The 25,038-nt window shown below is 65.8% G+C and carries 25 protein-coding genes; 17 read left to right on the top strand and 8 right to left on the bottom strand.

Annotated elements, in window-relative coordinates; all coding sequences use genetic code 11:
• Positions 1-119 precede the first annotated feature (119 nt).
• From L593_RS00125 to L593_RS00070, 12 genes are all read left to right on the top strand, one after another.
• Positions 120-872, top strand: a complete 753-nt coding sequence (locus tag L593_RS00125; RefSeq protein WP_020444874.1) for an FAD-dependent oxidoreductase — start codon at positions 120-122, stop codon at positions 870-872.
• A gap of 68 nt (positions 873-940) precedes the next feature.
• The gene (gene tmk / locus L593_RS00120; RefSeq protein ID WP_020444873.1) at positions 941-1,552 is read left to right on the top strand and encodes a dTMP kinase; all 612 of its coding nucleotides are present in this window, start codon (positions 941-943) and stop codon (positions 1,550-1,552) included.
• 71 nt (positions 1,553-1,623) lie between these two features.
• Positions 1,624-2,526, top strand: a complete 903-nt coding sequence (locus L593_RS00115) for a complex I NDUFA9 subunit family protein (RefSeq protein WP_020444872.1) — start codon at positions 1,624-1,626, stop codon at positions 2,524-2,526.
• A gap of 416 nt (positions 2,527-2,942) precedes the next feature.
• Positions 2,943-4,127 (top strand): tubulin/FtsZ family protein, encoded by a 1,185-nt coding sequence (locus tag L593_RS00110; RefSeq protein WP_020444871.1) that lies wholly within the window; start codon positions 2,943-2,945, stop codon positions 4,125-4,127.
• Positions 4,105-5,115: a hypothetical protein gene (locus L593_RS00105; protein WP_020444870.1), complete on the top strand. Its 1,011-nt coding sequence runs from the start codon at positions 4,105-4,107 to the stop codon at positions 5,113-5,115. The genes L593_RS00110 and L593_RS00105 overlap by 23 nt, the downstream gene beginning before the upstream one ends.
• 41 nt (positions 5,116-5,156) lie before the next feature.
• Positions 5,157-5,765: a 2-phospho-L-lactate guanylyltransferase gene (gene cofC, locus L593_RS00100; protein WP_020444869.1), complete on the top strand. Its 609-nt coding sequence runs from the start codon at positions 5,157-5,159 to the stop codon at positions 5,763-5,765.
• A 103-nt stretch (positions 5,766-5,868) separates the two neighbouring features.
• Positions 5,869-7,041, top strand: a complete 1,173-nt coding sequence (gene cofG / locus L593_RS00095; protein ID WP_020444868.1) for a 7,8-didemethyl-8-hydroxy-5-deazariboflavin synthase subunit CofG — start codon at positions 5,869-5,871, stop codon at positions 7,039-7,041.
• A gap of 101 nt (positions 7,042-7,142) precedes the next feature.
• On the top strand, positions 7,143-7,970 hold the full coding sequence (trpC, locus tag L593_RS00090) for an indole-3-glycerol phosphate synthase (RefSeq protein ID WP_020444867.1): 828 nt from the start codon (positions 7,143-7,145) through the stop codon (positions 7,968-7,970).
• Positions 7,967-9,250: a tryptophan synthase subunit beta gene (gene trpB, locus L593_RS00085; RefSeq protein WP_020444866.1), complete on the top strand. Its 1,284-nt coding sequence runs from the start codon at positions 7,967-7,969 to the stop codon at positions 9,248-9,250. The genes trpC and trpB overlap by 4 nt, the downstream gene beginning before the upstream one ends.
• Positions 9,247-10,113 (top strand): tryptophan synthase subunit alpha, encoded by an 867-nt coding sequence (gene trpA, locus L593_RS00080; protein WP_020444865.1) that lies wholly within the window; start codon positions 9,247-9,249, stop codon positions 10,111-10,113. Before trpB ends, trpA begins: the two co-directional genes overlap by 4 nt.
• A gap of 47 nt (positions 10,114-10,160) precedes the next feature.
• Positions 10,161-10,955, top strand: a complete 795-nt coding sequence (locus L593_RS00075) for a 2-amino-3,7-dideoxy-D-threo-hept-6-ulosonate synthase (RefSeq protein WP_020444864.1) — start codon at positions 10,161-10,163, stop codon at positions 10,953-10,955.
• Positions 10,956-11,398: 443 nt separating this feature from the next.
• Positions 11,399-13,141 carry a phosphatidylserine/phosphatidylglycerophosphate/cardiolipin synthase family protein gene (locus L593_RS00070; RefSeq protein WP_081638611.1) on the top strand — a complete coding sequence of 581 codons (1,743 nt, stop codon included), beginning with the start codon at positions 11,399-11,401 and terminating at the stop codon, positions 13,139-13,141.
• Between the two features lie 29 nt (positions 13,142-13,170).
• Here the strand turns inward: L593_RS00070 and L593_RS00065 are convergent, their stop codons facing one another.
• On the bottom strand, positions 13,171-15,069 hold the full coding sequence (locus L593_RS00065; protein ID WP_020444862.1) for a DHH family phosphoesterase: 1,899 nt from the start codon (positions 15,067-15,069) through the stop codon (positions 13,171-13,173).
• Positions 15,070-15,365: 296 nt separating this feature from the next.
• Between L593_RS00065 and L593_RS00060 the strand changes: the two genes are divergently transcribed.
• The gene (locus L593_RS00060; protein WP_020444861.1) at positions 15,366-15,914 is read left to right on the top strand and encodes a Mov34/MPN/PAD-1 family protein; all 549 of its coding nucleotides are present in this window, start codon (positions 15,366-15,368) and stop codon (positions 15,912-15,914) included.
• Positions 15,911-16,381, top strand: coding sequence for an adenylyltransferase/cytidyltransferase family protein (locus L593_RS00055; RefSeq protein WP_020444860.1), 471 nt, complete (start codon positions 15,911-15,913; stop codon positions 16,379-16,381). Before L593_RS00060 ends, L593_RS00055 begins: the two co-directional genes overlap by 4 nt.
• A gap of 98 nt (positions 16,382-16,479) precedes the next feature.
• On the opposite strand, the gene L593_RS00050 is transcribed toward L593_RS00055, so the two are convergent.
• From L593_RS00050 to L593_RS00040, 3 genes are all read right to left on the bottom strand, one after another.
• The gene (locus L593_RS00050) at positions 16,480-17,637 is read right to left on the bottom strand and encodes an NAD(P)/FAD-dependent oxidoreductase (protein WP_020444859.1); all 1,158 of its coding nucleotides are present in this window, start codon (positions 17,635-17,637) and stop codon (positions 16,480-16,482) included.
• 141 nt (positions 17,638-17,778) lie between these two features.
• Positions 17,779-18,315 carry an Rrf2 family transcriptional regulator gene (locus L593_RS00045; protein ID WP_020444858.1) on the bottom strand — a complete coding sequence of 179 codons (537 nt, stop codon included), beginning with the start codon at positions 18,313-18,315 and terminating at the stop codon, positions 17,779-17,781.
• 75 nt (positions 18,316-18,390) lie between these two features.
• Positions 18,391-19,083 (bottom strand): metal-dependent transcriptional regulator, encoded by a 693-nt coding sequence (locus tag L593_RS00040; RefSeq protein ID WP_020444857.1) that lies wholly within the window; start codon positions 19,081-19,083, stop codon positions 18,391-18,393.
• Between the two features lie 184 nt (positions 19,084-19,267).
• On the opposite strand from L593_RS00040, the gene L593_RS00035 reads away from it, so the two are divergent.
• Both L593_RS00035 and L593_RS00030 read left to right on the top strand, forming a co-directional pair.
• A complete protein-coding gene (locus L593_RS00035; protein WP_020444856.1) occupies positions 19,268-19,462 on the top strand; it encodes a methytransferase partner Trm112 in 195 nt (64 codons plus the stop codon).
• Between the two features lie 89 nt (positions 19,463-19,551).
• On the top strand, positions 19,552-20,208 hold the full coding sequence (locus tag L593_RS00030) for a hypothetical protein (RefSeq protein ID WP_020444855.1): 657 nt from the start codon (positions 19,552-19,554) through the stop codon (positions 20,206-20,208).
• Positions 20,209-20,225: 17 nt separating this feature from the next.
• On the opposite strand, the gene L593_RS00025 is transcribed toward L593_RS00030, so the two are convergent.
• Together L593_RS00025 and L593_RS00020 are read right to left on the bottom strand one after the other, a co-directional pair.
• On the bottom strand, positions 20,226-21,347 hold the full coding sequence (locus L593_RS00025; protein ID WP_020444854.1) for a DR2241 family protein: 1,122 nt from the start codon (positions 21,345-21,347) through the stop codon (positions 20,226-20,228).
• 165 nt (positions 21,348-21,512) lie between these two features.
• Positions 21,513-22,394 (bottom strand): CbiX/SirB N-terminal domain-containing protein, encoded by an 882-nt coding sequence (locus L593_RS00020; RefSeq protein ID WP_020444853.1) that lies wholly within the window; start codon positions 22,392-22,394, stop codon positions 21,513-21,515.
• 156 nt (positions 22,395-22,550) lie between these two features.
• On the opposite strand from L593_RS00020, the gene L593_RS00015 reads away from it, so the two are divergent.
• Positions 22,551-23,711 carry a hypothetical protein gene (locus L593_RS00015; RefSeq protein ID WP_020444852.1) on the top strand — a complete coding sequence of 387 codons (1,161 nt, stop codon included), beginning with the start codon at positions 22,551-22,553 and terminating at the stop codon, positions 23,709-23,711.
• Between the two features lie 163 nt (positions 23,712-23,874).
• Here L593_RS00015 and L593_RS00010 read toward each other — a convergent pair whose 3' ends face one another.
• A complete protein-coding gene (locus L593_RS00010) occupies positions 23,875-24,189 on the bottom strand; it encodes a hypothetical protein (RefSeq protein ID WP_020444851.1) in 315 nt (104 codons plus the stop codon).
• The gene (locus L593_RS00005) at positions 24,186-24,539 is read right to left on the bottom strand and encodes a winged helix-turn-helix domain-containing protein (RefSeq protein ID WP_020444850.1); all 354 of its coding nucleotides are present in this window, start codon (positions 24,537-24,539) and stop codon (positions 24,186-24,188) included. The genes L593_RS00010 and L593_RS00005 overlap by 4 nt, the downstream gene beginning before the upstream one ends.
• Between the last annotated feature and the right edge of the window lie 499 nt (positions 24,540-25,038).

Below are 25,038 nucleotides of genomic sequence, written 5' to 3'. Positions count from 1 at the left end.
GCGCTGACTCGGATCGGTGTCCTCACGGGCAGTTCGACAGGTGCCACTCTCGTGGCATCGTGCCCCAGCGATCGCCCGGTTCCGGTGCGTTGATGCCGAGGATCCGCCAGTACTCTGGTATGAGTGATGCCGCACGAATCGAGACCGACGTCTGCGTGATCGGGGCCGGCCCCGCCGGCCTCACCTGCGCACTCTACACCGCGCGTGCAGGGCTCGACACTGTCGTAGTCGACGGTGGACCGTCGATCCTCGCGCGGAACGCACACCTCGAGAACGTCCCCGGCTTTCCGGGCGGCGTCGATGCGAGGGAATTCCTGGCTGCCACGCGGACGCAGGTCGAGGACACCGGGGGACGGTTCGTCGACGGATTCGTCGACGGAGTGACCCGAGCGGAGGGCGACGATCGCCTCGTCGCGACCACCGCAGATCGCACGGTGATCGCGGACAGTCTGGTCGCCGCCTCCTGGAAAGATTGCTCCTATCTAGAGGGGTTCCCCGTCGAGACGACCGAGCGAGGGACCAAGACGTTCCTCGAGGTCGACGACTCGGGTCGCACTGGCGTAGACGGGATCTACGCCACCGGTCGGATCGGCGGGAAAGCCCACCAGACCGTCGTCGTCGCAGGACACGGTGCAGAGGTCGGGATCGCAGTGATCCACGACGCGGACGTTCCCTTCTACCACGACTGGGTCACGCCAGCGGGGTACTTCTCCGATCGCGACCGCGACGTTCCGCCAGGCTGTGAGGAAATCGACGAGGCAGAGCGACGAGAGCGCCTCGCCGCGAGCCGAGAGCACCGACGGCAGTTGCTGGACGGCCAGCCCGAATCGCCAGCGACGCACCCGAGTTTGCGCAACGACGGCGAGGACTGAAGGACCGGTTCACGCCCATCGGGTTGGTGACCGTAACGGCCAAAGTGGGGCCGGGCGAAGCCACACCGATGACCGACGGCCTGTTCGTCGCGTTCGAGGGCCTCGACGGCGCCGGGACGACCACACAGGCGCGCCGAGCAGCAGCGTTCGTGGCGGACGAGACCGATCGTTCGCCCGCCCGCTCTGCCGAACCGACCGACGGCCCCGTCGGGACGCAGATCCGCCGCTGTCTCGAAGGCGAGATCGAATTCGACCCGGAGACGCTCGCGTTGCTCTTCGCGGCCGACCGACTCGATCACTTGCACCGCGAAATCGAGCCACGGCTCGAAGCCGGTGACGTCGTCCTCGTCGATCGGTACTCGCTGTCCTCGTTCGCGTACCAGCGAGCCGACGGGGTCGACGCCGACTGGCTCCGGACCATCAACGCCAGGGCACGACCACCGGACGTCACGGTCTTTCTCGACGTCCCGCCGGCCGTCTGCGTCGAACGGATCACCGCCGACGGGCGCGGTGCTGATCGGTTCGAACGGGTCGAGACGCTCGAAGCCGTCGACGCGGCCTATCGCGAAGCGATCGACGCAGAGCGCGAGGCAGGCAACGACGTTCGCGTCGTGGACGGCACGCAGTCCGAGAACGCCGTCGCCGACGAGGTTACGGCGACGATCGAACGGTTCCTCTGAGAACGCGGCGCGCAGTGGGTTCTCCTGCCGACTCGCGGACCTTTTTGAGTGCGCCGAACCATGAACCGTTCATGGAGGTCCTCGTTACTGGCGGAACAGGTTTCATCGGGAGCGCACTGGCCGCCGAACTGCGCGATCGGGACCACGACGTGACAGTACTCGCCCGCGATCCCGACGGGGACGGTGTTCCGGACGGCGTCATGAGCGCTGCAGGCGACGTGACCGACTACGACTCCATCGAACCCGCATTCGAGGGGATGGATGCCGTCGTCAATCTCGTCGCCCTGTCGCCGCTGTTCAAGACGCCCAGCGGCCTCAGCCACGAATCTGTTCATCTGGGTGGGACGAAGCACGTCCTCGACGCTGCAACCGAGCACGACCTCGATCGGATCGTCCAGATGAGTGCCCTCGGTGCGGACAGCGACGGCCCAACGGAGTATCTCCGCACGAAGGGCGAGGCCGAGAGCGCCGTCCGCGACGCCACGATCGACCACGTGATCGTCCGACCCTCGATCGTGTTCGGCGACGGCGCGGAACTCGTGCCGTTCACCAAGCGCGCGAAGCAAATGTTCGCGCCTGGGCTCCCGATCGCACCACTTCCCGGCGGTGGGAAAACGCGGTTCCAGCCAATCTACATCGGGGACCTGGTTCCGATGCTCGCGGACTGTGTCGAGGGCGACGATCACGCGAACAGCACGTACGAGTTCGGCGGTCCGGAAGTGCTCACCCTCGCCGAACTCACGAGACTGGTCTACCGCGCCGAGGGAAAGACGATGCGCGTCGTTCCGATTCCGATGCCGGTCGCCGGACTCGGACTTGCAGTGCTCGGCACCGTGCCGCCGTTCCCCTTCAACAGCGAGCAGTATCGATCGCTTCGCGTCGACAACACGGTCTCCGAGAACGACGTGACGGCCTTCGGCCGATCGCCAGACGAACTCGTGACGTTCGAAGAGTACCTCGGAATCGATAACTGAAGGGACGTGGGTCCGCAAGTCGACCACGTCCGTGCGGATCGATCGCCGTCGACCACCGAAGCCGCCATTCGATGCAGGCGATTTTCACTGGTTGATCACGGACGTCTGAAAGACCAGATCGCGTTCGAGTAACCGAGGCTTACGGCCGAATCAAGCACCTGCAGCTCCGCGGGAATCTGCGATTGCGGAGGTGACTCCGCAGTTCGTCACGGAATGGGGCGAACTCGCCTCCACGTTCAACTTAAATCGTGAACCGCCGCTGAATTAATTCGATTGCCGTCGGGCGGGGATGACGGTACGACGGCCGTACCGTAGGGCGATTTTTCCGTGCCTCGTGGGGGCACGTGTCATACGTGCCAACACAAGGTTTATAGCCCTTATCGTGCTTTCGTACGTCTACGAGGCCAATTTCAAACATGAAACTGGCGATGATCGGATTCGGCCAGGCCGGCGGGAAGATCGTCGACAAGTTCCTGGAGTACGACCAGGCTACCGGGAGCGGCATCGTCCGCTCGGCGATCGCGGTGAACACGGCCAAGGCCGACCTGATGGGACTGGAGCACGTCCCCCAACAGAATCGGGTGTTGATCGGACAGTCCCGCGTCAAGGGCCACGGCGTCGGTGCCGACAACGAACTCGGCGCCGAAATCGCCGAGGAGGACATCGACGAAATTCAGGGTGCAGTCGATCAGGTACCCGTCCACGAGATCGACGCCTTCCTGATCATCGCCGGGATGGGTGGAGGCACCGGTTCGGGTGGCGCCCCCGTCGTCGCGAAGCATCTCAAGCGGATCTACACTGAACCTGTCTACGGACTCGGCGTTCTCCCTGGCTCCGACGAAGGAGGCATCTATACGCTCAACGCCGCGCGGTCCTTCCAGACGTTCGTCCGCGAGGTCGACAATCTGCTGGTATTCGACAACGACGCCTGGCGGCAGTCCGGTGAATCCGTCGAAGGGGGTTACGCCGAAATCAACGACGAAATCGTCACGCGCTTCGGGATCCTCTTCGGTGCCGGCGAGGTCGAGGCGGGCGACGAAGTGGCCGAATCTGTCGTGGACTCGAGTGAGATCATCAACACGCTCGACGGCGGCGGCGTCTCCACGGTCGGCTACGCGGCGGAGGACGTCGAACCACAGGGCGGTGACGGCGGTCTCCTCTCTCGATTCACCGGCGACGACTCCGGGGCCGACAACCTTGACACGGCCCACACGACGAATCGCATCACGAGTCTCGTCCGGAAGGCCGCACTTGGCCGCCTGACCCTTCCCTGCGAGATCGAGGGCGCCGAGCGCGCACTGCTCGTCATGAGCGGCCCGCCCATGCACCTCAACCGCAAGGGCATCGAGCGCGGTCGCAAGTGGCTCGAGGAGCAGACCGGTTCCATGGAGGTCCGTGGCGGGGACTACCCGGTCCCGCGCTCCGGCAAGGTCGCTGGCGTCGTCCTCCTCTCCGGCGTCAACAACGTCCCGCGGATCAAAGAACTCCAGCAGGTCGCCATCGAGGCACAGGACAACATCGAGGAGATCAAGCAGGAGAGCGAGCAGAACCTCGAAGAGCTGGTCGAGGACGACGAAGATGAGCTGGAGCCGCTCTTCTAAGCTCGGCCTGGCCGTCCTCCTCCTCTTCGTGCTCGCCGCCGTCGGGGTGGCGAGTGCCGTCTCCGTCACGCCGGAGCAGGCACCCGAAGAGGCCGAGGTCGGCCAGAACGTGACGATCCAGGTCGAGCTCCAGGACCTCTACGCGGAGTCGAGTAGCTGGAACTTCGACGGCCAGACGGTCCTCGAGAACGCCACCTGGACCGTCGAGGAGTACCAGGGATCGAACCAGGTCGATACGCACACGTTCCAGGGACAGAGCCCGCCGAACGGAGAGGTGACCATCGACCAGAGCGCCAGTGACGCCCCCGACCGCCTCGTGGTCGAGATTTCCGGGACCGTTCCGATCGTCGACAGCTACTCCTACGAGAACCCGGCGACCTTCCTGGGTGCCGAACTCGTCCGCGTAGCGAGCGACGGGAGCGGGTTCACGACGATTCAGGAGTACCAGATCCACCACTACACGACCGACGATCCGGGGAGTGCAGAAGCCCGCACTGCGCTCGACGACGCCAGATCGACGATCGACGCCGCCGCATCGGACGGCTCCGACGTCTCCGAGGCGGAATCGACGTTCGACGACGCCGTCTCTGCCTACGACAGTGGGAATTTCGCCGACGCCGTGAGTCTGGCAGAGGAGTCCGCGTCACAGGCCGAGTCGAGCAGTTCGGACGGCGGTAGCGGCTCCGACGACAGCGGGTCGAGCGACGACGGATCGACCGACGGTGGGTCCACGAACGGTACGGATACCACCGGAGGTGACACCGGTGACCAGAGCGGCTCGGACGGGTCGCAGACCGACAGTTCCCAGACTAGCGACGGGGGCCAGGACGCCGACGGGAACTCCTCGAGCAACGATTCCGACGACGGCGGACTGCTCATGCCCATCCTCTACGCGCTGCTCGGGGCGTTGATCCTCGGGGTCATCGTTGGAGGCTTCTACTGGTACCAGCAGCAGAACCAGGGTCCGAATCGAGACCCACTCGGGTAGCGGACGACACCCTCTTCTCGCGGCACTCGCAACCGACGAGTATGGACGTGGCCGTCCCCTTCGACGCGCTGGCTCCGAAGACGCGGCTGGGGGACCTCTTCGACGAGGCAGAGCGATCTGCGTTCGCACGGACACTCCTCGACGACGTCGTCGACGCCGTCCGGGCGACCGGGCACGAGCCGACGGTGTACGCGACGGCTCCCGTCGACGTCGACGCGGCAGTCGTCGTGGACGAACGCGGACTCGACCCGCTCTGTGCGGACCTGTTCGGCGAGCCTCCGATCGCCGTCGTGATGGCCGACCTCGGACTCGCCAGTGGAGAGGCGCTCGAGCGACTCTTCAGCGCGGACGGTGACGTCGTCGCCGCGCCCGGACTCGGTGGTGGAACGAACGCCCTGGTGGTTCGCGACGACGCGTTCCGGACGGACTTCCACGGCGTCTCGATTCGCGATCACCGCGAAATCGCCGCCGACGAGGGACTCGCCTGGACTGCCGTCGACTCGCTGCGCCTCGGCGTCGACGTCGACGAACGGGACGACCTCGTCGAGGTGCTGCTCCACGGCGACGGCCAGGCAGCCGAGTGGTTGCGCGAGCACGGCGTTCGCGTCGCGGTTCGGGACGGTCGGGCCACAGTGGTACGTGAGGAGTGATCGACCGGATCGCTCTGCCCGAGTTGCGTCCACTCCGTCCCAGAGGGCGGCGACTGGTGCCCCGATCCGAACCCATTTGCCCGCGGAGTGGCGAGCCTCGGGTGTGATTCCCGGCGCCGCGGAGTACGACGTCGACGTCGAGATTTCGGATGCGGCCGTGGAGCGGTTGCTGGCGGTCGAACCCGACGACGTGGAGTCGGCGGAAGCGCTGTCCTTCGCCAGGAACGTGTTCCTGCCACTGACGACGGCTTGCCGGTACACCTGCACCTACTGCACGTACTTCGATCCGCCGGGCGAGGCGACCCTGATGACGCCGGAGGATATTCGCGACGTCTGCGAACGCGGCGCCGACGCCGGCTGTACCGAAGCGTTGTTCACCTTCGGCGACGACCCCGACGACCGCTACGACGGCATCTACGAACAGCTCGACGAACTGGGCCACGACTCCATTCACGAGTACCTGCGAGAAGCCTGTGAGATAGCACTCGACGCAGGCCTCCTTCCGCACGCGAACCCCGGCGATCAGACCCGCGAGCAGATGGAGACCGTCGCCGACGTCAACGCCAGTATGGGCGTGATGCTCGAGACGACGGCCGACGTCGCCGCACACGCGGGCCCACGGACAAAATCGCCCGGACAGCGCCTCGATACGATTCGCACGGCCGGCGAACTCGGCGTCCCGTTCACGACGGGCATCCTGCTTGGCATCGGCGAGGACTGGGAGGACCGGGCCGAGAGCCTGCTCGCTATCCGGGACCTGCACGAGCGCTACGGGCACGTCCAGGAGATCATCGTTCAGCCGGTTCGCGAGAACGAACGCTGGAGTGGTGATTCGCCCGGGCTCGACATGCTCAGACGCGCGACGGCGATGGCCCGTGCAGCGATGCCGCCCGCGGTATCGATCCAGGTGCCACCGAACCTCGCCCCTGCCGGTGAGGTCGTCGACTGCGGCATCGACGACCTCGGTGGTGTATCGCCGGTCACCGACGATCACGTCAATCCCGACTACGCGTGGCCAGCGCTCGATCACCTCCAGACAATCGCCGACGAGGCGGGCGTGCCGCTCCGCGAGCGTCTCCCGGTTTACGAGCGCTTCGTGCCCCCGCAGCTTCGTGGTGGGGCTGCCGAGGACGGCAGCGGTGCCACTGGAGTTCGAGCGGAGGACCCGTGGCTCTCCGAGCGGATTCAGCGTGCGATCGCGTCCGACGACGATGCCGGTCGTCGGTATCGGCGGGTGCTCGCGAACGGGCCGATCGCGGATCCATCGGCACGATAGCGATACCCCGGTCGAGTTGCGGAATCGTTCATCGCACGAGACCGATTTCGCGAGCCGACCCCGCAAGCCTTATGACCGGTTCCGTCCGTTGGTGAACACAAATGGACACCGAGGAACCAATCGCGCCTGCGGTGCGCTCCATTCTCGACGCAGCGCGGGATCGTGGCGCCCCGGATCGGCGGCTCACGGTCGATCCGCGGTCGCTCGTGGGCGCGTTCGAGGAGGCGGAATCGGACGGGCGAATGCCGGTGATCGCGGAGGTCAAGCCGACCAGCCCGACCGCGGAGGGAACGAGAACAGACGACCCCGTCGCACTGGCCGAAGCGATGGTCGCGGGCGGCGCGAGCGCGCTTTCGGTGCTCACCGAACCGGAGCACTTCGGTGGCAGCCCAGAGACGCTCGAGCGCGTCCGGGAGGTAGTGGACGTACCGGTCCTCAGGAAGGACTTCCTGCTGGAGGAGGGCCAACTCGACGTCGTCGAGGCGGACGTCGTCCTGCTGATCGTCAGGTTCGTCGACGATCTTTCGGGGATGCTCGACGCAGCTCGCGAGCGGGGATTTCAGGTGCTCGTCGAGGTCCACACCCCTGCGGAGTTCGAGGCCGCCGTCGATGCAGGCGCCGACGTGATCGGCATCAACAACAGGGATCTCGCTGCGCTCGAGGTAGACCTCGGAACGACCGAGGACGTGCTCGACGCGGTCGACGTACCCGACGACGTGACCGTGATCGCCGAGAGTGGGATCCAGACCGCCGCTGACGCCCGGCGACTGCGCGAGGCTGGCGCGGACGCCCTGCTGATCGGCAGCGCCATCATGGATCACGCTGCCGCGGAATCCGACGGGGCGAGCGTGACGACCGATTCCGGGGTCGACACCGTGCGATCGAATACCGAGACCTTCACCACAGCGGAGACGGAGGTGGAGTCATGAGCAGCGACGCGACCTTCGGGGAGTACGGCGGGCAGTACGTCCCCGAGGCGCTGATGCCAGCGATCGAGGAGCTGACCGACGCTTACGAGCGGTACGTCCTCGAGAACGAGGACGGGTTCGTGGACGAGTTTCGGGAACGCCTGCGGGACTTCGGTGGTCGCCCCACGCCGATCCAGCGCGCCGACCAGCTATCCGAGCGGTACGACGCAGACGTGTATCTCAAACGAGAGGATCTCCTCCACGGCGGCGCGCACAAGCTGAACAATGCGCTCGGCCAGGTGCTGCTCGCGAAGTACATGGGCAAAGAGCGGATCATCGCCGAAACTGGCGCAGGCCAACACGGCACCGCGACGGCGATGGCCTGTGCCCACCTGGACATGCCCTGTGAGATCTACATGGGCCGGACCGACGTCAATCGCCAGCGCCCGAACGTCTTCCGTATGCGGATCAACGGGGCGGAGGTCAACCCCGTCGACGTCGGGCGCGGGACGCTCAAGGAGGCGATCTCCGAGACGATGCGGGACTGGGCCGGTTCCGTCGAGCACACCCACTACGTCATCGGCTCCGTCGTCGGACCGCACCCGTTCCCGACGATGGTGCGAGATTTCCAGGCCGTCATCTCGGAGGAGGCGCGCGACCAGCTCCGGGAACGGACCGGCGGGCTCCCCGACGCCGTCCTCGCCTGCGCGGGCGGCGGTTCGAACACGATGGGAACCTTCCACCACTTCGTGCCCGACGACGGCTCGGAGGCCGCACCCGACGGCGGCGACCGCGTCGACCTCTACGCCGTCGAGGCGGGCGGCTCCTCGCTCTCGGTCGACGAGGAGGCCGGCGTCGCGCCGAACTCCGCCTCCCTCTCGACTGGTGAGGAGGGCCTGCTCCACGGCGCGCGCACGAAACTCCTGCAGGATTCCGACGGGCAGATCATGGAGTCTCACTCCGTCTCCGCTGGCCTCGACTACGCCGGCGTCGGCCCGGAGCTCGCTCGGTTGGTCGACGACGGTCGGGTCTCCCCCGTAAACGTCGACGACGAGGCGGCGCTGGAGGCCTTCCATCGCCTCTCTCGGACGGAGGGGATCATCCCGGCGCTGGAGAGCGCTCACGCACTCGGCTTCCTCGAAGAACGGATCGTGGAGGAGGGCGAGTCGTTGGGCGATACGATCCTCCTCACGGTATCGGGCCGCGGCGACAAGGACCTCGAGACCGTCATCGAGGAGTCGGGCGATCGGAATCTCGACGCTGCACCGTCGATGGACGTGTTCCGGGAGGGGCAGCGATGAGCGAGACCGATCCCGGAACCGGCGCCGATTCCACGCTCGCCGAGGCCTTCGCGGACGGACCCGCGTTCGTCCCGTATCTCGTCGCCGGCGATCCAGACTTCGAGACCTCGAGGGAGTACCTGGAGGCGCTCGACCGGGGTGGCGCGGACGTGATCGAACTCGGCTTACCGTTTTCCGAGCCCATCGCCGAGGGGCCGACCATCCAGAGCGCGATCGTTCGCGCCCTGGAAGCCGGCATGACGCCGGATCGGTTCTTCGAACTGGCCGAATCCCTCGACGTCGACGCGTCGCTGGTCTGCATGACCTACTACAATCTGGTCTACCAGTACGGCACCGAGACCGGACCGCGACCGTTCGTCGAGCGAGCGGCCGAAGCTGGAATCGAGGGGCTCGTCGTTCCGGACCTGCCGGCCGAGGAAGCCGACGAACTCCGGGCGGCCTGTGACGAGTTCGGTCTCGACCTGATATTCATCGTCGCGCCGACGACCGACGGCGAGCGCCTCGAGCGAATGCGCGAACTCGTCTCCGGTTACGTCTACGTCCAGGCCCGTCTCGGGACCACGGGCGCCCGAAACGACGTGTCCGACCAGACGTCGTCGAGTCTCGACCGCCTCGCCGACTGGGAAGTCCCCAAGGCCGTCGGGTTCGGCATCTCCTCGGGCGAACACGCCGAGCGGATCGTCGCAGGCGGTGCCGACGGGATCATCGTCGGCAGCGCGCTGGTCGACGTCGTCGCTGAGGGGGTCGAAACCGAACGACCAGTGCGCGAAACTGCCACGCGCCTGGAGGAACTCGCTCGCGAACTCGCCGAGGGGGCAGTAGCCGGTGCCCGCAAGAACCGGCCCGAACCGGAAGGGCAATAACCCGGGATTGCCACACGATGACACACGAACCAACGTCGCCTTCGAGCATGTCAACAGGAACCACAGCGCGACTCTCGCGCATCGGAACGGACGGCACGTACCTGATCGTCCCGATGGACCACGGGATCACGATCGGGGCAGTACAGGGACTCAAAGACATCGAATCGACGATCGACGCGATCACGACCGGTGGCGCGGACGCGGTCCTCACCCAGAAGGGCATCGCGCCCCGGGTACATCCCAACAAGAACGGTGCGGGGTACATCGTCCACCTGAACGGTTCGACTGCCATCGGACCAGACGAGGCCGAGAAACGCCTGACTGGAACGGTCAAAGAGGCGATCCGCGTGGGCGCCGACGCCGTCTCCTTCCACATCAACGTCGGCAGCCAGTACGAGCCGGACCAGCTCACCGAACTCGCGGACGTCACGAGCGAGGCAGCCGAGTACGGCATGCCCGTCCTCGCGATGGCGTACGCCCGCGGCCCGGGTATCGACGAGCACGACGCGGAATCACTCGGTCACGCCGTCCGCCTCGCGGAGGAACTCGGCGCCGACGTCGTGAAGACCTCCTACAGCGGTGACGCCGAGAGCTTCCAGCACGTCGTCGAGTCGACGCGCCTCCCCGTCGTCATCGCTGGCGGCTCGCGTGGCTCCGACCGCGAGACGATCGAGATGGTGCGGGGCACCATCGACGCCGGCGGGTCGGGCGTCTCGATGGGGCGATCCATCTTCCAGCACGAGGATCCCGAAGCGATCACTCGTGCAGTCGCAGCCGTCTTGCACGACGACGCCTCGGTCGACGAGGCGCTGAAGCGTGCCGGACTCGCCGTCGAGGCCTAGCGCTTCGGTACCCGTTACGTGATTTCGTGGGTAGCGTGCAACAGTCTGGCTGCGAGGAGCTCAGTCGCTCGAATCACGTCGCCGCCGATCACTTCTCTTCACGACGGCTCGCGATGTCGTCTGCCTGAAGCGACCGGTGGGGGTCCGGTGACGGGAGCGGTGTTGGCGGTGGAAGCGACTCCGACGACGACGGCAGTTCCAGCGACGATGGTGGCAGCGGGAGTGGTATACCGGGCTTTAGTCCCCTCGCTGCCCTGATCGGCCTGCTGACGCAGCGGGCTTCGCCTCCGTCACAGAGGCCAACGAATCGGCCCTCCAGGCGGCTCACGACGCACCTACCCCCGGACGTCCGATTTTCGCATCTGACGACGGCGCTTCGTGACTCCGTTTGGGCTGTCCACACTGTCCACAGCTTTACGTAGGGAACCGAGGCGAACGATCCCGTGCGCCGTCCTGGTATCGCGTACTGTTTCGCCCTCCTGCTGATCGTCACAGCAGTTGCACCGTCGATTGGTGCCGCCGGCGTAACTGTGGGTGTCATCGACGTGGCTGCGGCAGGTCCCTCGCCACAGCAGCCGACGCATGCCGAGACAGTGAACACCTCCAGCGCGCCGACCATCGTCGCAATTTCGCCGAATCCCTATCAGGACGGTGACGCGGGCGAGTCCGTCACCATCGACTTTTCTCGTCCGACGAACACCAGTGGCTGGACGATCGTCGACGACGAGGGAACGGTCGCTCGCCTTCCGAACGAGACGATCACCGGTCGGGTCGTGTTCGCTGTCGAACCCGATGCAGTCCGAAGTGTCGAACCCGATGCGGTCGCCAGCGCCAACCCCGATGCAGTCGACAGAGAGGATGCGCGGACGGTGCGATCCCTCGGTGGCGCCCTCGAACTCGCGAACGGCGGCGAGGAACTCCGGCTTCGCCGCCCGGGTGGTGCCGTCGTCGCGACTGTCCAGTACGACGATGCGCCCGAGGGCGAACGGTATCGACGGGTCGGCGACGGCTGGCAGTGGCGTCCCGTCGGCGGAACGTCGATCGAGCCAATCGAAACCAGTCCCGACGCTGCCAGGGCGTTCGTCCTCCCGGACGCTCCGGGAGTCGTCGAAGACGAACTCCGAAGTGCGGACGAACGCATCTACCTCGCGGGCTACACCCTGACGTCCGAGCGCGTCGTCGGTGCGCTGCTGGACGCCAACCGCAGCGGCATCGACGTTCGGGTCTTGCTCGAGGGATCGCCCGTCGGCGGCGTGAGTCGACGGCAGGTGGACGCCCTCGATCGGCTCAGAGAGGCGGGCGTCTCGATCACCGTTCGCACCGGGGAGCGCGATCCGTTCAGCTTTCACCACGCCAAGTACGCCGTCATCGACGACCGCGCGCTCGTCCTCACCGAGAACTTCAAACCCGCAGGGACGGGTGGTCACTCGAGTCGCGGGTGGGGCGTCGTCCTGGACGACACTGCGATGGCGAGGGGGCTGGCCGATCTGTTCCGCACGGACAGCACTGGCCCAGGGACGACATCGTGGTCCGCTCGCCGATCGTCGGTCGACCCCGTGGCAGACTACGCCAGTCGCACGACGTTCCCGACGCGGTTCGAGCCAGCAACGGTCCAAGTCGAACGGGTGAGATTGCTCGTCGCACCGGACAACGCACGGCCCGATCTGGCCGAACTACTTCGATCGGCGAACGACTCCATTCGCATCGAACAGATGGCTATCGAGGGCGTCGACGATCCGCTCCTGCAGGCGTCGATCGACGCGGCACGGAACGGCACCGAGGTCGAGATCTTGCTGAGTAGCGCGTCGTACGTTCGAGGGGAGAATCGACGACTAGTGCGGGCAATCGATCGGCTCGCAGCGCGCGAGGATCTCCCGATCAGCGCCGATCTGGTGGATCCCCGTGGCCGGTTCGACAAGGTCCACGCGAAGGTCGCGATCGTCGACGGCGAGCACGTCGTCCTCGGGAGCCTGAACTGGAACCCGACGGCGTACGGCGAGAATCGGGAGGTGGTAGTCGTGCTCACCGGCGAGGAGGTCGCCGAGTACTACGGTGCAGTGTACGCTGCCGATGCTCGCGATCGAACGCTGTGGCGGATTCCCGTCGGCGTCGTCGGGGTGCTTGCAGGGATCTGGATCGCCCTGGGTATCCTGGCGGTCGTCAGGATCAGGTGGTCGTCCAGATGAGCCGTGGACGAGGACCGTGAGGCCGCCGATCACTCGATCGCGCTGGTCGTCGTCCCGAGGTCCTCGTCGATCTCCGCAGCGGCCATCTTCTCGACGAGCGAGTCGAGCACCTCCTCCCGCCGGCCCTTGACGTACTTGATCGAGCCGACGACCAGGTGGCCACCGCCGGACACGCCGCCACCGACGATGCCTTCGGTCAGTTCAGTGACCATCTCGGGGATGTCCAGACGAACGCCGTCGGATCGCAGGACGGCAAAGTCCGGCCCGTAACCGATCGTGATCGCGGGTTCACCGTGCTCGGAGATCATGTGGTCGTGGACGGCGCCAGTGGTCTTCCCTGGGGCGGGATAGGTGAACCGGTGCGCGTGGTTCTCGACGTCGATCCGATAGAGCGTCGCGCCGTTGTCGAGTTCCTCGGACTCGACGTGGGGGAGCGTCGCCTCTAGCTGGTCGTCGATGGCCTCACGGGAGCGCTCGGCGAGGAGGTCGACGAGTTCGGCGTGACGCTCGGGGTCGTCGCAGCCGACGTTGAGCACGTCGTCGACGAGGTGGCGACCGTCGTCGTAACGCAGCCAGTGGGCGGCGTAGTCCAGAGCTTCACCGACGTCTCGGAGGTCGTCCTCGTCGTAGCCGGCGTCGGCGGCGAGGTCGAGGTAGTCGGCCATCGCGTCGGCGTCGGAGCGGTCACAGAGTCCGGCGATTGCCGGCACGTGTCGCAGGTCGGTCGCGGGTTCCTCGGCGGAGTCGGGGGCGACCATCCGCGCGAGTTCCACGCAGAGCATCCCCGTCGTGACCGCGTAGTCCTCGCCGTGGAGGTAGGGATTGACGTGCTCTTCGACGAGGTCGGCGACGGCAGCCGGATCGGGGTGGTGGTGATCGACGACGACGATTGGCACGTCGTAGTGCTTGAGCGTCTCGTAGGAAGGGACGTCTTCCGCCGTCGAACCGTTGTCGAGCATGCAGAGCAGCGGGAGGCGCTGCCCGTGGCGAGCGCGGTCCTCGAGGGCCTGCGTGAGGTCACGCGTCGCGTCTTCGAGTTCGTAGAACGGCGCCTTGCTCGGGAGGCGACGGATCGCGTGCTGGGCCGCTTCGGGGTCCTCGCTGACGTCGTCCACGAACCGTTCGAGCGCTCGCTGCAGCGGGATCGAGGCGCACATGCCGTCGCCGTCCGCGTGGTGGCGAACGCTGACGGGTCGCCCCTCGAGGATCGCCGTTCGCAGGAGCGTGGCTACGCGTTCGAGTTCCGGCCACATCTCCTCGAGTGCGTCCCACTCGACGAGTGGTTCGACGTCGTTCGGCTGGGCGCGGGCCTCGATCGCGTCGTCGATGGTGGAAGCGACTTCCACCGCAGCCTCGCCGTCGAGCAGCGTCAGGTCCTCGATCTCGACCTGAAGACTGTCTTCGTGGCGCTCGACCGTCCCTGTGACGCGGACGTAGTCCTCGATTTCGACCTCGGGGTAGGCGCGAACGCCAGCGGACTCGAAGGCTGCTGCGGGAACGATCCCGTGCCCGTCGAGGAGCTGAAAGATCGTCGGACCGCCAGTCTGGCGGATCTGGGCGATCTGTGCTTCGACCTGGATCGTCGTTCCGAGGTAGGTCTCGAGTTGATCGGTTCGCGCAAGGTCGTAGTCGGGGGTCACTCGTTCGAGCTGGGCACCGACTGGCTCGACGTCGGAGGGGACGAACGCGAGGTCACCGTTGGCCTTGCGCTCGTCGAGTTCGACGACGACGTCGTCGCCGACGGTGTACGTGTCCTCGAGCTGGGACTCGTGGACGAGCCCGGAGATGGATTCGCTGAGGTCGACGAAGACGCCGTAGGGGACGACGCCGTTTACGGTTGCGAGGTACGGACGCCCGGACTGGAGTGCCTCGACCGAACAGGCCGGATCGAGGTCGTATACCACGGGCGCAACGTCGGAGTCGCTCATTGTTGAAGATCGATTCGCTGGGATCACGGTTAACCCCTTTGGGATACGTGCGCTGGACTCTGTTATCACGGGATGGCACCGGACTGAGTCATTGCGTGATGGCACCGGACTGAGTCATTGCGTGATGGCACCGGACTGAGTCATTGCGTGATGGCACCGGACTGAGTCATCGCGTGATGGCACCGGACTGAGTCATCGCGTGATGGCACCGGACTCGGGTGTCGGACGGCGGCGCGATCCCCGCTCGGTTGTTCTGAGTCCGGAACGTTTAGCAGTCGCAGGGACCCAGTTCGCCTATGGGCCTCTTCGATTCGCTGTTTCGCTCCAGCGAGATTCTCGGGATCGCCGAGGAGACGCTGGAGTTCGCACTCGAGGCCAGCGAAGACGCCCATCCGAACGAGTACATGGGCTTCCTGCGCGGGACGGAAGCCAGCGATCTCGGCCTCGATCGTGACGGACTCGTAATCACCGACGTCCTCGTCATTCCAGGAACGACCTCCAACCCCGTCAGCGCCACCGTGAAGACCAACATGATCCCAAACGACAGGAGCGCGATCGGTTCCGTCCACTCGCATCCCAACGGCGTCCTCCAGCCGAGCGCGGAGGACCTCGCGACGTTCACTCGCGGCGACGTGCACATCATTCTCGGTGCGCCCTACCGGCGAACCGACTGGCAGGCCTTCGACGAGGAAGGTCAGCGTCGATCCCTGGAGGTCATCGACGTCGCGCTTCCGGAGGGCGAGGAGTTCTTCCACTTCGATCAGGCCGACCTCGACGAGCAGAGCGGAGGAACGGCCCACCTCGACGACGCGGAGTTCGACGCTCGAATGGGTGACCGACAGTGAGCGAGGACGGATCCTCGACCGCAGCGGACGCTGCAGGCGACCGACGCGTCGTCGCCCAGGGGACCTTCGACATTCTCCACCCGGGCCACGTCCACTATCTCGAGGAAGCTGCATCATTCGGCGACGAACTGTACGTCATCGTCGCTCGCGACGCGAACGTCTCGCACAAGCCGACGCCTATCATCCCCGAAACACAGCGCCGCGACCTCATCGACGCACTGGCGGTCGTCGATCACGCGATCCTCGGCGATCCCGACGACATCTTCGTCCCGATCGAGCGCATCGACCCCGCGGTGATCGTCCTGGGACACGATCAACATCACGACGAGTCTTCCCTCGAGGCGGCGCTCGAGGAGCGGGGTCTCGACTGTTCGATCGAGCGTGCCTCCCCACGCCCACAGAGCGACTCGGACGAACTCCTCTCGACTGGACGCATCATCGAGAAGATTCTCAGAGAACGATCCTGATACGGCGATACAACCCGGCGTTTACAATTCTGCCTCAGTGACGGTGCTACGCTCCTTAGCGACCGTTCGGTTCGCTACCGGAGCGACTGGCTTCCAGGCTACAGGTCGGGCCAGGCCGTCTTCGCACGCCGCCAGGAGCTAATGTCTTTGATCCAGCGAGCAGCGATCGCCTTCTTGAGCAGGCGCGCCGGAACGGACCCGAACGTGTCGACGAACGGGACGACGTCCACGTCGTGAGCGACTGCGTCTTCGCCGACGGAGACCACGGTCCCCTTGTCGTCGTGGCGCCAGGACTTGAGCGATCGGCCCTCGATGGCGCGAGCGAGGTTCTGGCCCGCGACTTCTGCGGCCTGCCAGGCGGCCTGTGCCGTTGGCGGCGCGACGTCGCCGTTCTGTGCGACGAGCGCAGAGTCGCCGATGGCGAACACGCGGTCGTCGGACGTCTGGAAGGTGTCGTCGGCCGAGAGCCGATTGTGTTCGTTGTCGAGTCCCGAGTCCTCGAGGGCGTCCCGGCCGCTAATGCCGCCTGTCCAGACGAGCACGTCGAAGTGGAGGTCGTCAGCATCCTCGAAGATGACGGCCTCTTCGGTGGCCTCGGTGATCGGGTCGCCGGTCATGATTTCGATGTCACGTGCTTCGAGCCGCTTCCGGAGCGCCTGCTGAATCGAAGGGTCCTGGCCCGGGAAGATCTCGTCGAGGGCCTCGACGAGGACGATGTCGATCGGTGCGTCGTGCTCGTCACGGTACTCGGCTACTTCACCAGCCGTCTGGATCCCGGAGAGGCCGGCGCCACCGATGACGACGGTCGCGGGGTTCGAACGAGTGGCCTCCTTCGCGGCCGCCACGAGGGCCTCGTGGATCGAGAGCGCGTCGTCGAGACTCTTGAGCGTGTGGGAGTGCTCCGCCAGCCCGGGAATGCCGTAGAACGCCGTTGCACTACCGATCGCAACGAGCACGTAGTCGTAGTCGACGTCGTCGGCGTCGGCGAGTTCGATCGTCTGGGCCTCGGCGTCGAGACCGGTGACTTCGCTGTGGACGAATGTCGTGCTCGGCGCCTTGATCTCCTCGACGGGGAAGGTGATCGAATCGCGGACGCTCGGATCACGAATGCAGCGATGGGACTCGTGGAGAACGAGGTGGTAATCAGTATCCGAGATCCAGACGAGATCAGCGTCGTCCCCCAGTTCAGATTCGAGCCGTTGGACCGCGCCGGCGCCCGCATACCCGGCGCCGAGCACGGCGACCGTCGGTGACATGAGAACCTGTCGGCGAGGCTCCGATACAAACCCTGCGAATCGCACGCCTGCGTGTCATCGGTTCACGTCCATCACTGTTCGTGATGGACTCGGCCACTACCGGCAACAGGAACCGTAACTGCTGGACTGCGAGGCGACGAATCAGTGGGCGGGCTCCTCGGCGGGCGCCTTCATATCTTCGATCTGAAGTATGAGTACGTTCGCGGTGTCGTCCTTTCCGTCGACGGTTCCCGTAACCTGCAGCTTCGATAGCGGGGTTGGACCGACGGTTACCTGGTCGCCCTCCTCGACGGAGCGGATGGACCCCTGCAGGTGAATCTCGGCACGGCAGAGATCGGGATGATGGATACTGTTGAGGTCGATCTCCTCGACTGTTGCGCCTTCGAGGAGTTCGCCCTCGTGGAAGAGCGGAACGCTCGCGGCGTCGTCCATCTGTTGGACGTCCAGCGCCTCGTAGGCGGTCGGTGTCGGCTTGTAACCCCCTTTTGGACCGGGGACGCCCTCCACCAGTTGGAGTGCCTTCAGGCTCTGCATCTGATTCCGGATCGTGCCCGGATTGCGATCGACCTCCTCCGCGATCTGCTCCCCCTTGACCGCGTTCTCGGATTCCTCCCCGTAGAGGTTGACCAGCGCGGTCAGAATCGTCTTTTGGCTGGGAGTCAGCTCGATCGATGACATGCACTGTAATTGCTCGTAGATTTCCTTAAATCCGTGGGTACTGCTCCCGAACACGCTTGGGAGTCTGGGAGACCGTTATGCACCCTCTATTTCCTCGACGACGGACGTAACGAGGACCTCGCCCGCGACGTCCTCCGGGAGCGCACACGTGTCGGACGCAGTCGCTGCCCGAACCGTGACCACGCCGAACGGTGCGACGTCGACGACCTCGAGGACGGCACCGGGTTCGATCCCGCGCTCTGCGAGGTACCGGAGGATCTCGGGATCGCCGTCCTCGATCCGCGCGACTGCGACGCGATCGTCGGGATCGTACTCGGTGAGCGGAATGCCAACCTCCGCAGCCGGTGGTTCGAGCTGTTCGTTCGGGATGGGATCGCCGTGGGGGTCGACCTCCGGATCGTCGAGAATGTCGGCGAGTCGGCGTTCGAACTTCTCCGAGATGTGGTGCTCGAGGCGATCGGCCTCGTCGTGGACCTCGCTCCAGTCGTAGTCGAGGTGTTCCGTGAGGTACGCCTCGAGGAGCCGGTGGTGGCGGAGGACCTCGAGGGCGACCGTCTCACCCTCGTCGGTCAATCTGACGCCCTTGTACTTCTCGCGGTCGACCAGCCCGCGGTCCTCGAGTTTCTCGAGCATGCTGGTGACCGTCGGCGACGTCACGTCGAGGTGGTCGGCGATTGCAGAGGTCCGGATCCGCTCACCCTCCTCGTCCTCGCCCTGGAGGTAGTAGATCGCCTTGAGATAGTCCTCCATGACGTCGCTCAGCATCATACGCGGAATTTGGTCGGGCATTCCGTATAGGTGCCGGTCACGGGTCGCGGAGCCCGTACCTCTGTGCGGTCCCGCACCGAGCGCGCCGGTAGCCGTCTGTTACGATTCGGATCCACGCCGCTCGACCCGTCACGCTTTTTTGAGTGCCACGTGGAGTACGTCACATGACACTGGGTGACTCGCGGTGAAGCAGTCGACGCTCGACATCCTCCGCTGCCCGCTGGACAAGGCCGAACTCGACCTGGACGTCGAGGAGCAGGACGGCGAGGAGATTCTCGAGGGCACGCTGACCTGCACCGATTGCGGCGAGACGTACCACATCGAGGACGGCATCGCGAACCTGCTCCCGCCGGACATGCGAGAGGAGGCACCCTCCTGAGCGGCTCACGTATCGAGGCACTCGTTCGACGGTCATGGGGCCTCTGAGCCCTGCGAACCTTTTTGCCGTCCCCGCGTGCACTGAAGCCCGTGACTGACGCGCTCGCGGTTCACCTCAACCGCTCGAAGCACCACGCCATCGAGCCCGCGAGTGACAGCTTCGAGACCGACGGCCCGTTCGTCGTCAGAATCCAGAACCACGGCGAGGGGAGCCACGTTCACTGCTCGCTGTCTGGCGACCTCGCGACGACCGCGACGATCACCGACGGCAATCCTTTCCTCGAACCCGACGACGTCGTCGACGTTCCGATCGACGTCCGGACGGACCTCCGGCCCGCGCGTGGCACCCTCGAACTCTCGACGGGGTACGGTCGGGAGTCAGTAGCCGTCGACGTGCTCGTACGGGAGTCGGGCGCCCTCGCGACCAGCCCGATCGAACACGAGCAGGAGGACGACGGGGCGGAAGCGAGTCGTTCGACGGGGGCTCCGGTCGCGGCGGAGGATTCGACCGGTCCCCCGGAGACGGAGTACGACACGTCGACTGCCGTCGAGGCAGTACGGTCCAGCCTCCAGTCGTTCGCGCCCCGTGCCGACGTCTGGAACGTGCTCCTCTTCGTCCTCGCCGCGATCGCAATCGTCATCGCCGCGTTCGCCTGGGGATACTTCGACAGTCTCGCCGTCAAACTCGGGGTCGTGCTCGTCTTCGCGACCGTCCAAGCGGCGTTCCTCTCGTTGCTTCGACAGTGAGGAAGCGGTAGCGGGGCCTACTCGTCGCCGTCGGTCGTGGGAACGCCACAGAGGTTCCCCTCATCGTCGAAGCGCTTGGCTCGGAGGTATCGCGCCCGGTAGCGATTGGCGCCGTCGCCCACGTCGGCTTCGCGAATCTCGTCCACCCGGCCGTCGGCGACGGCGTCTATCAGCTCTTCCAGTTGGTGTTTCTCACTCGGCGTGAGGTCGAACTCGTAGGTCCGCTCGGTCTCGCCCTCGAGGATCGTCCACTTTCGGGCCGCGGCGACGACCAGTGAGCAGGGCTCCCGACAGGGGTACGTGCCGTCACCACCGTCTGCCTCGAGCGCCTCGCCCTCGTCGTACTGCCACTCCCGACGCTTCGTACACTGCGAGTCGACGCAGCACGCCTCTGCGACCCACTCGACGGCTTCGCGTGGAAGCTCTTCGACGACGTCGTAGATGCCCGTCTGGCGTTCCGCGGTGTCTCGCCAGTGATCGACGTCGAGGTCCCCCTCTCGTTCGCGGTGCCAGTTCGGGATCGTCGCCGGGTAGAAACACTCGACGGCGCGGACGAGTGCAGACGGGTCCAGGTCGGGGAAGCGCCAGCCACGCTGGAGCGTCGGTGCCGTCTTGAGTGGACGGTAGCGATTCCGGTCGTCGTGCTTCGACAGTTCGCGGGCGTCGAGCGGGTCGGTGTGATCGGTCAGGTCCGCGGAATCCACGGGGGCTTCGCCGTGGACGTCCTCGGCATGTCGCAACGTGTACTGACGGTGGTATTGGCTCGCGGGAGCCGCTGCTCCCGAATCGGCCAGCGTCACCGTGACGTGTAGCTGCCCCCACGTCGTCTCGACGCCGTCTTCGAGGCGATTCAGGCGGTCCGGGAGGGGTTCGTCCTCGGCTCCTTCGAGCCACCGGAGGAAGGCGACACGATCGTCTCCCGGCGGCGTTTCCTGGGCCCAGAATCGCCAGTTCCCGACGTACCGGGGGTGCTCGCGTGCGAGTTCGCGGAATCGTTCCTCGTCGACGCCGTGATGGCGCTCGTCCCCGGCGGCGAACACGTAGCCGTCACTGTCGTCGACGGTCGCCACGAGTCCGTCGCAGTCGACGCCTCCGTCCTCGGCAGCGACGAGTAGCGCGTCCACCAGCGCGTCGTCCATGCGCGAGGAATACGGCTGCCGCGAGAAAAGTGGGCTGCTTTCGGCGAACAGGACGGCCCGCAGCGACAGATCGGAAAGCGGTTCGGTCGTTCGCCAGCGAGTTTCGGTCGTTTGGCGGCGGTGTTCGGTCGGCTGCCGGTCCGGTACAGTCGTCTGCCGGTGTGGTCAGTCGTCTGCCGGTGACGGCGACACTCGCGTCTGCTCGCGAACCTGCTCGACAGCGTCGCCGACGTCTGCACCGGCGTCGGCGGCCCGTTCGAGCAGGACGTCGGCCATGAGCGGCTCGGTGCCGACGGCGCCGGCGTACCAGATCCGCTGGCCGTCGACCGTCGCCGGTGTCTCCCACCCGTCTCGGTAGTCCTCGGTCAGGCCCATGTCCTCGGGAATGTCTTCCTGGGTGTGGTAGCCGTCGGCGACGAACAGCGGCACGACGACCACGTCGTCGCTCTCGAAGTAGTCCGTCACGTCGTCGACTTCCGGCTCTTCGTCCATGAAGAGGGCCTGCACCTCGTCGAAGCGACCCATCTCGTCGATCCGATCCGCGTGATACTCGATCGCGCGGGCCGAGTGCTCGTTCCGTTTCGTCCCGTGGCCGACCACCGCGAGACCGAAGCCGTCACCGACGTCGGGGTCGCCGGTCACCGATTCCGCACGGCGGACGATCACGTCCGACATTGCATCGTGGGTCCCTGCTGGACCGACGTAGTGGACGTCCTTCTCGACGTCGGCAGCGGCGTACGTCGCGTGGCTCGCGCTGACGCCGTCTCCGGACTCCCAGTCCTCGACGTCCCACCCTTCGAGGCGGAGTTCTCTGGGGATGACCTCCTCGGTGAAGTACCCCTCGCTGATGAACAACGGAACGACGTACACCTCGTCGGCAGCGACCGTCCGGAGCGCCTCACGGAAGTGGGGTTCCTCCTTCCAGAACGCCTCTCGAACCTCGTCGAAGGCTCCCGTCGCGCGGATCGTGTCGGCGTGTTCGAAGGTGGGTTCGCTCGAACCCGGATTCAGGTGCGATCCGTGGGCGACGATCACGAGGGCTTGCATGAATCCCGTTTGGTCGTCGGCGTGTTTGAGGGCTTCGTCCGGCGACGATGCCCTGGGGTACTACGTTCGCAGGTTCGCCTGCGTCTAACTAATCGTAACGACGTGGATGGTACGATTTAAGCACCTGGCAATACCCAGCTTCGACCGATTCCCCGCATGAGCACCGCCCGACGGATCGTCCTCGCACTCGTCCTCCTCGGGGTCCTCGGGCTCGCCGGCTGCGCCCTGCAGTTCTCGGAGGACTCCTATCCCGACGAGAGCGAGGTGCGCGATACACTCGACTCGCTCGAGACGATCGAAGCCGACGTCGTCACTGAACAGCGCAGTGGAGGAAACGCGACGGCGATCTCGATGCACGTCGTCCAGAACTTCGATACCGGGGAGTTCCGCGTAACCGTTCAGTCCGGTCCAAATCGGGGGACCACGATGGTCTCGAACGGCTCCAGAATGTGGTACTACCAGCCCGAGCAGAACGTCGTCCGCGTGATTGCGGTCCCCGACGCGAGTGGGAACGTCAATCGAACCGTGGAGATGGTCGCCGGCATGTACGATCAGCTCGAGGACGGCGACGCGGACGGGAGCGTCGGTATTTCGGCCGCGCCAACGGTCCCTGCAGCCGGTACGAGCGCCGGATCCGCGCAGGACCTCTCTATCCCGCTCGGAGAGAACCTCTCCGTCGAGTCGTCGGGCACCGAAGCAGTCGACGGTCGCGAGGCTCGCGTCATTCACCTCGACGCGCCAGCCGATAGCGGGCTCGTCCAGAACGCGACGTACTGGATCGACCGCGAGTGGCACTTCCCGATTCGCTCTCGTATCGGCGTGCAGGTCGGAAACGATACCACCGTCGCGACCTCGACCTACCGGAACGTCAGCTACAACCCATCGTTCGACGGGGAGCAGTTCACGTTTGATCCCCCAGCGACGGCTCGCGTCGTCGAGGGAGTCAACGGCACCGTCGGGCAGTACGAGCGCTACTCGGCGCTCGCCAGTGCGACCGACCGCGACGTTCCCGAGCCGTCGGTTCCAGACGACTACGAGTTCGAGACGGGGCAGATCCAGCCGGCCGGCGACGGCCAGTCGATCACGCTGATCTACAGCGACGGGTCCGACTCGTTCACGGTCACGAAACTCGCTGGCGTCGACTCCGACCTCGAAAACGGGGAGCGAATCGACGTCGGGAGCAAGCCGGGACGTCGCGTCTCCGTCGGAGCTAACGAAGCCGTCGTATGGACCTGTGGGGGGAACACGTACTCCGTCGTTGGCGCGGGCGACACGGTCTCGCTCCACGACGTCGCGACGTCGATCGGTTGCCAGTAAGCCCGACCTGGGAGTTGGCTCGTCGCGAGAGGCTCAGCGATCGGTTCTTCGTCGAACTCGTCGCTCGAGTCCTGCAGTCATTTTCGTGATTCGGTCACGTGGGCGGTCCGGGACGCGAACGATATCGGAGAACCGAATGAGAAAGTACCCGTTCGGGGTCGAGTCAGTCGGGCCGATTGTACAGCGAGTAGGTGATCAACGCGAGCCCTGCGACCTGCAGCAATCTGACGACGAGCGTGAGGGGATCGCGCAGCGACGGGTCGAGGTACTCCGCCCGGAGGAGCAAGGTGCCCACGAAGGCGAGCGTGAAGGAGACGGCAGTCAACAGCAAGAGGCCGACAGATAGCTGACGCATGGAGGCGCTCTGGTGCCGACGGAAGCCGCGATAGGCCTGATAGCCCACCACCAGCCCGAGCAACGTCGCTACCAGAGAGGCCGCGAGGATGACCAACCGGAGGTTGGTGAAACCGTAGATCATAGGCCCTCCCACATCCGTGTGAAGCGGTCGGCCACGTCTTCGTCGGCCGTTTCGGTTCGTTCGATCGCAAGGACTGGTTCGGCCTCCTCGAAGGTAACGCGAACTTCCTCGAGCCGCGAAGCGTAGACGCTCCGGTGGTGGCCGTCCGGATCGTAGCGCATTCGCTCTTCGAGCAGATTGCAGTCCGTGAGACGGTCGATTCGCCGGTAGATCGTCGACCGGGACGCATCGCATCGGTCGCTAAGTTCGGTAGCTGACATGGGTTGGGCACTCGTTTCCCCCAGAATCGCCCGTGCATACTCGTCGTCGAGGAGGGCGAGAATCTCCGTCTCGTCACACTCCTCGCTCACGCTCCCTGCTCGCTCGCGGTGTAGTATAAAGGTCCTGTGACGGTCGCAGGCTCAGCAACTCTTGCAGGCGGGGCAGTTGCAGGGTATCGTTTCGCTCGCCACCTCGACCGACCCGTATGGACGATGACTTCCGCGCCTCCCTGCGGTCGACGGCGAAACCGCAGGACTAGACGATGACTTCCGTGCCTCCCTGCGGTCGACGACGGCACCGCACAATCGGTCGACGCCTTCCGCGCCTCCTTTCGGTCGGCGCCGACGCCGCAGGACTAGACGATGACTTCCGCGCCTCCCTTCGGTCGGCGCCGACGCCGCAGGACTAGACGATGACTTCCGCGCCTCCCTTCGGTCGGCGCCGACGCCGCAGGACTAGACGATGACTTCCGCGCCTCCCTTCGGTCGGCGCCGACGCCGCAGGACTAGACGATGACTTCCGCGCCTCCCTTCGGTCGGCGCCGACGCCGCAGGACTAGACGATGACTTCCGCGCCTCCCTTCGGTCG

The organism is Salinarchaeum sp. Harcht-Bsk1, assembly GCF_000403645.1.
GTDB lineage: Archaea > Halobacteriota > Halobacteria > Halobacteriales > Salinarchaeaceae > Salinarchaeum.
The sequence above is the reverse complement of the archived record's forward strand: the minus strand, read 5'-3'. Positions and strand labels throughout refer to the sequence as shown.

Bases quoted from the DNA above. Each gene is read 5' to 3' on its own strand.
- L593_RS00045 (WP_020444858.1), bottom strand. From the start codon at position 18,315: ATGTCATCGATCGAGCTGACTCCCAGCCAAAAGACGATTCTGACCGCG.
- tmk (WP_020444873.1), top strand. From the start codon at position 941: ATGACCGACGGCCTGTTCGTCGCGTTCGAGGGCCTCGACGGCGCCGGG.
- L593_RS00025 (WP_020444854.1), bottom strand. From the start codon at position 21,347: ATGGACGACGCGCTGGTGGACGCGCTACTCGTCGCTGCCGAGGACGGA.
- L593_RS00050 (WP_020444859.1), bottom strand. From the start codon at position 17,637: ATGTCACCGACGGTCGCCGTGCTCGGCGCCGGGTATGCGGGCGCCGGC.
- L593_RS00065 (WP_020444862.1), bottom strand. From the start codon at position 15,069: ATGAGCGACTCCGACGTTGCGCCCGTGGTATACGACCTCGATCCGGCC.
- L593_RS00020 (WP_020444853.1), bottom strand. From the start codon at position 22,394: ATGCAAGCCCTCGTGATCGTCGCCCACGGATCGCACCTGAATCCGGGT.
- trpC (WP_020444867.1), top strand. From the start codon at position 7,143: ATGGACACCGAGGAACCAATCGCGCCTGCGGTGCGCTCCATTCTCGAC.
- L593_RS00125 (WP_020444874.1), top strand. From the start codon at position 120: ATGAGTGATGCCGCACGAATCGAGACCGACGTCTGCGTGATCGGGGCC.
- trpA (WP_020444865.1), top strand. From the start codon at position 9,247: ATGAGCGAGACCGATCCCGGAACCGGCGCCGATTCCACGCTCGCCGAG.
- L593_RS00060 (WP_020444861.1), top strand. From the start codon at position 15,366: ATGGGCCTCTTCGATTCGCTGTTTCGCTCCAGCGAGATTCTCGGGATC.
- L593_RS00115 (WP_020444872.1), top strand. From the start codon at position 1,624: ATGGAGGTCCTCGTTACTGGCGGAACAGGTTTCATCGGGAGCGCACTG.
- L593_RS00110 (WP_020444871.1), top strand. From the start codon at position 2,943: ATGAAACTGGCGATGATCGGATTCGGCCAGGCCGGCGGGAAGATCGTC.
- trpB (WP_020444866.1), top strand. From the start codon at position 7,967: ATGAGCAGCGACGCGACCTTCGGGGAGTACGGCGGGCAGTACGTCCCC.
- cofC (WP_020444869.1), top strand. From the start codon at position 5,157: ATGGACGTGGCCGTCCCCTTCGACGCGCTGGCTCCGAAGACGCGGCTG.
- L593_RS00040 (WP_020444857.1), bottom strand. From the start codon at position 19,083: ATGATGCTGAGCGACGTCATGGAGGACTATCTCAAGGCGATCTACTAC.
- L593_RS00075 (WP_020444864.1), top strand. From the start codon at position 10,161: ATGTCAACAGGAACCACAGCGCGACTCTCGCGCATCGGAACGGACGGC.
- L593_RS00105 (WP_020444870.1), top strand. From the start codon at position 4,105: ATGAGCTGGAGCCGCTCTTCTAAGCTCGGCCTGGCCGTCCTCCTCCTC.
- L593_RS00010 (WP_020444851.1), bottom strand. From the start codon at position 24,189: ATGATCTACGGTTTCACCAACCTCCGGTTGGTCATCCTCGCGGCCTCT.
- L593_RS00015 (WP_020444852.1), top strand. From the start codon at position 22,551: ATGAGCACCGCCCGACGGATCGTCCTCGCACTCGTCCTCCTCGGGGTC.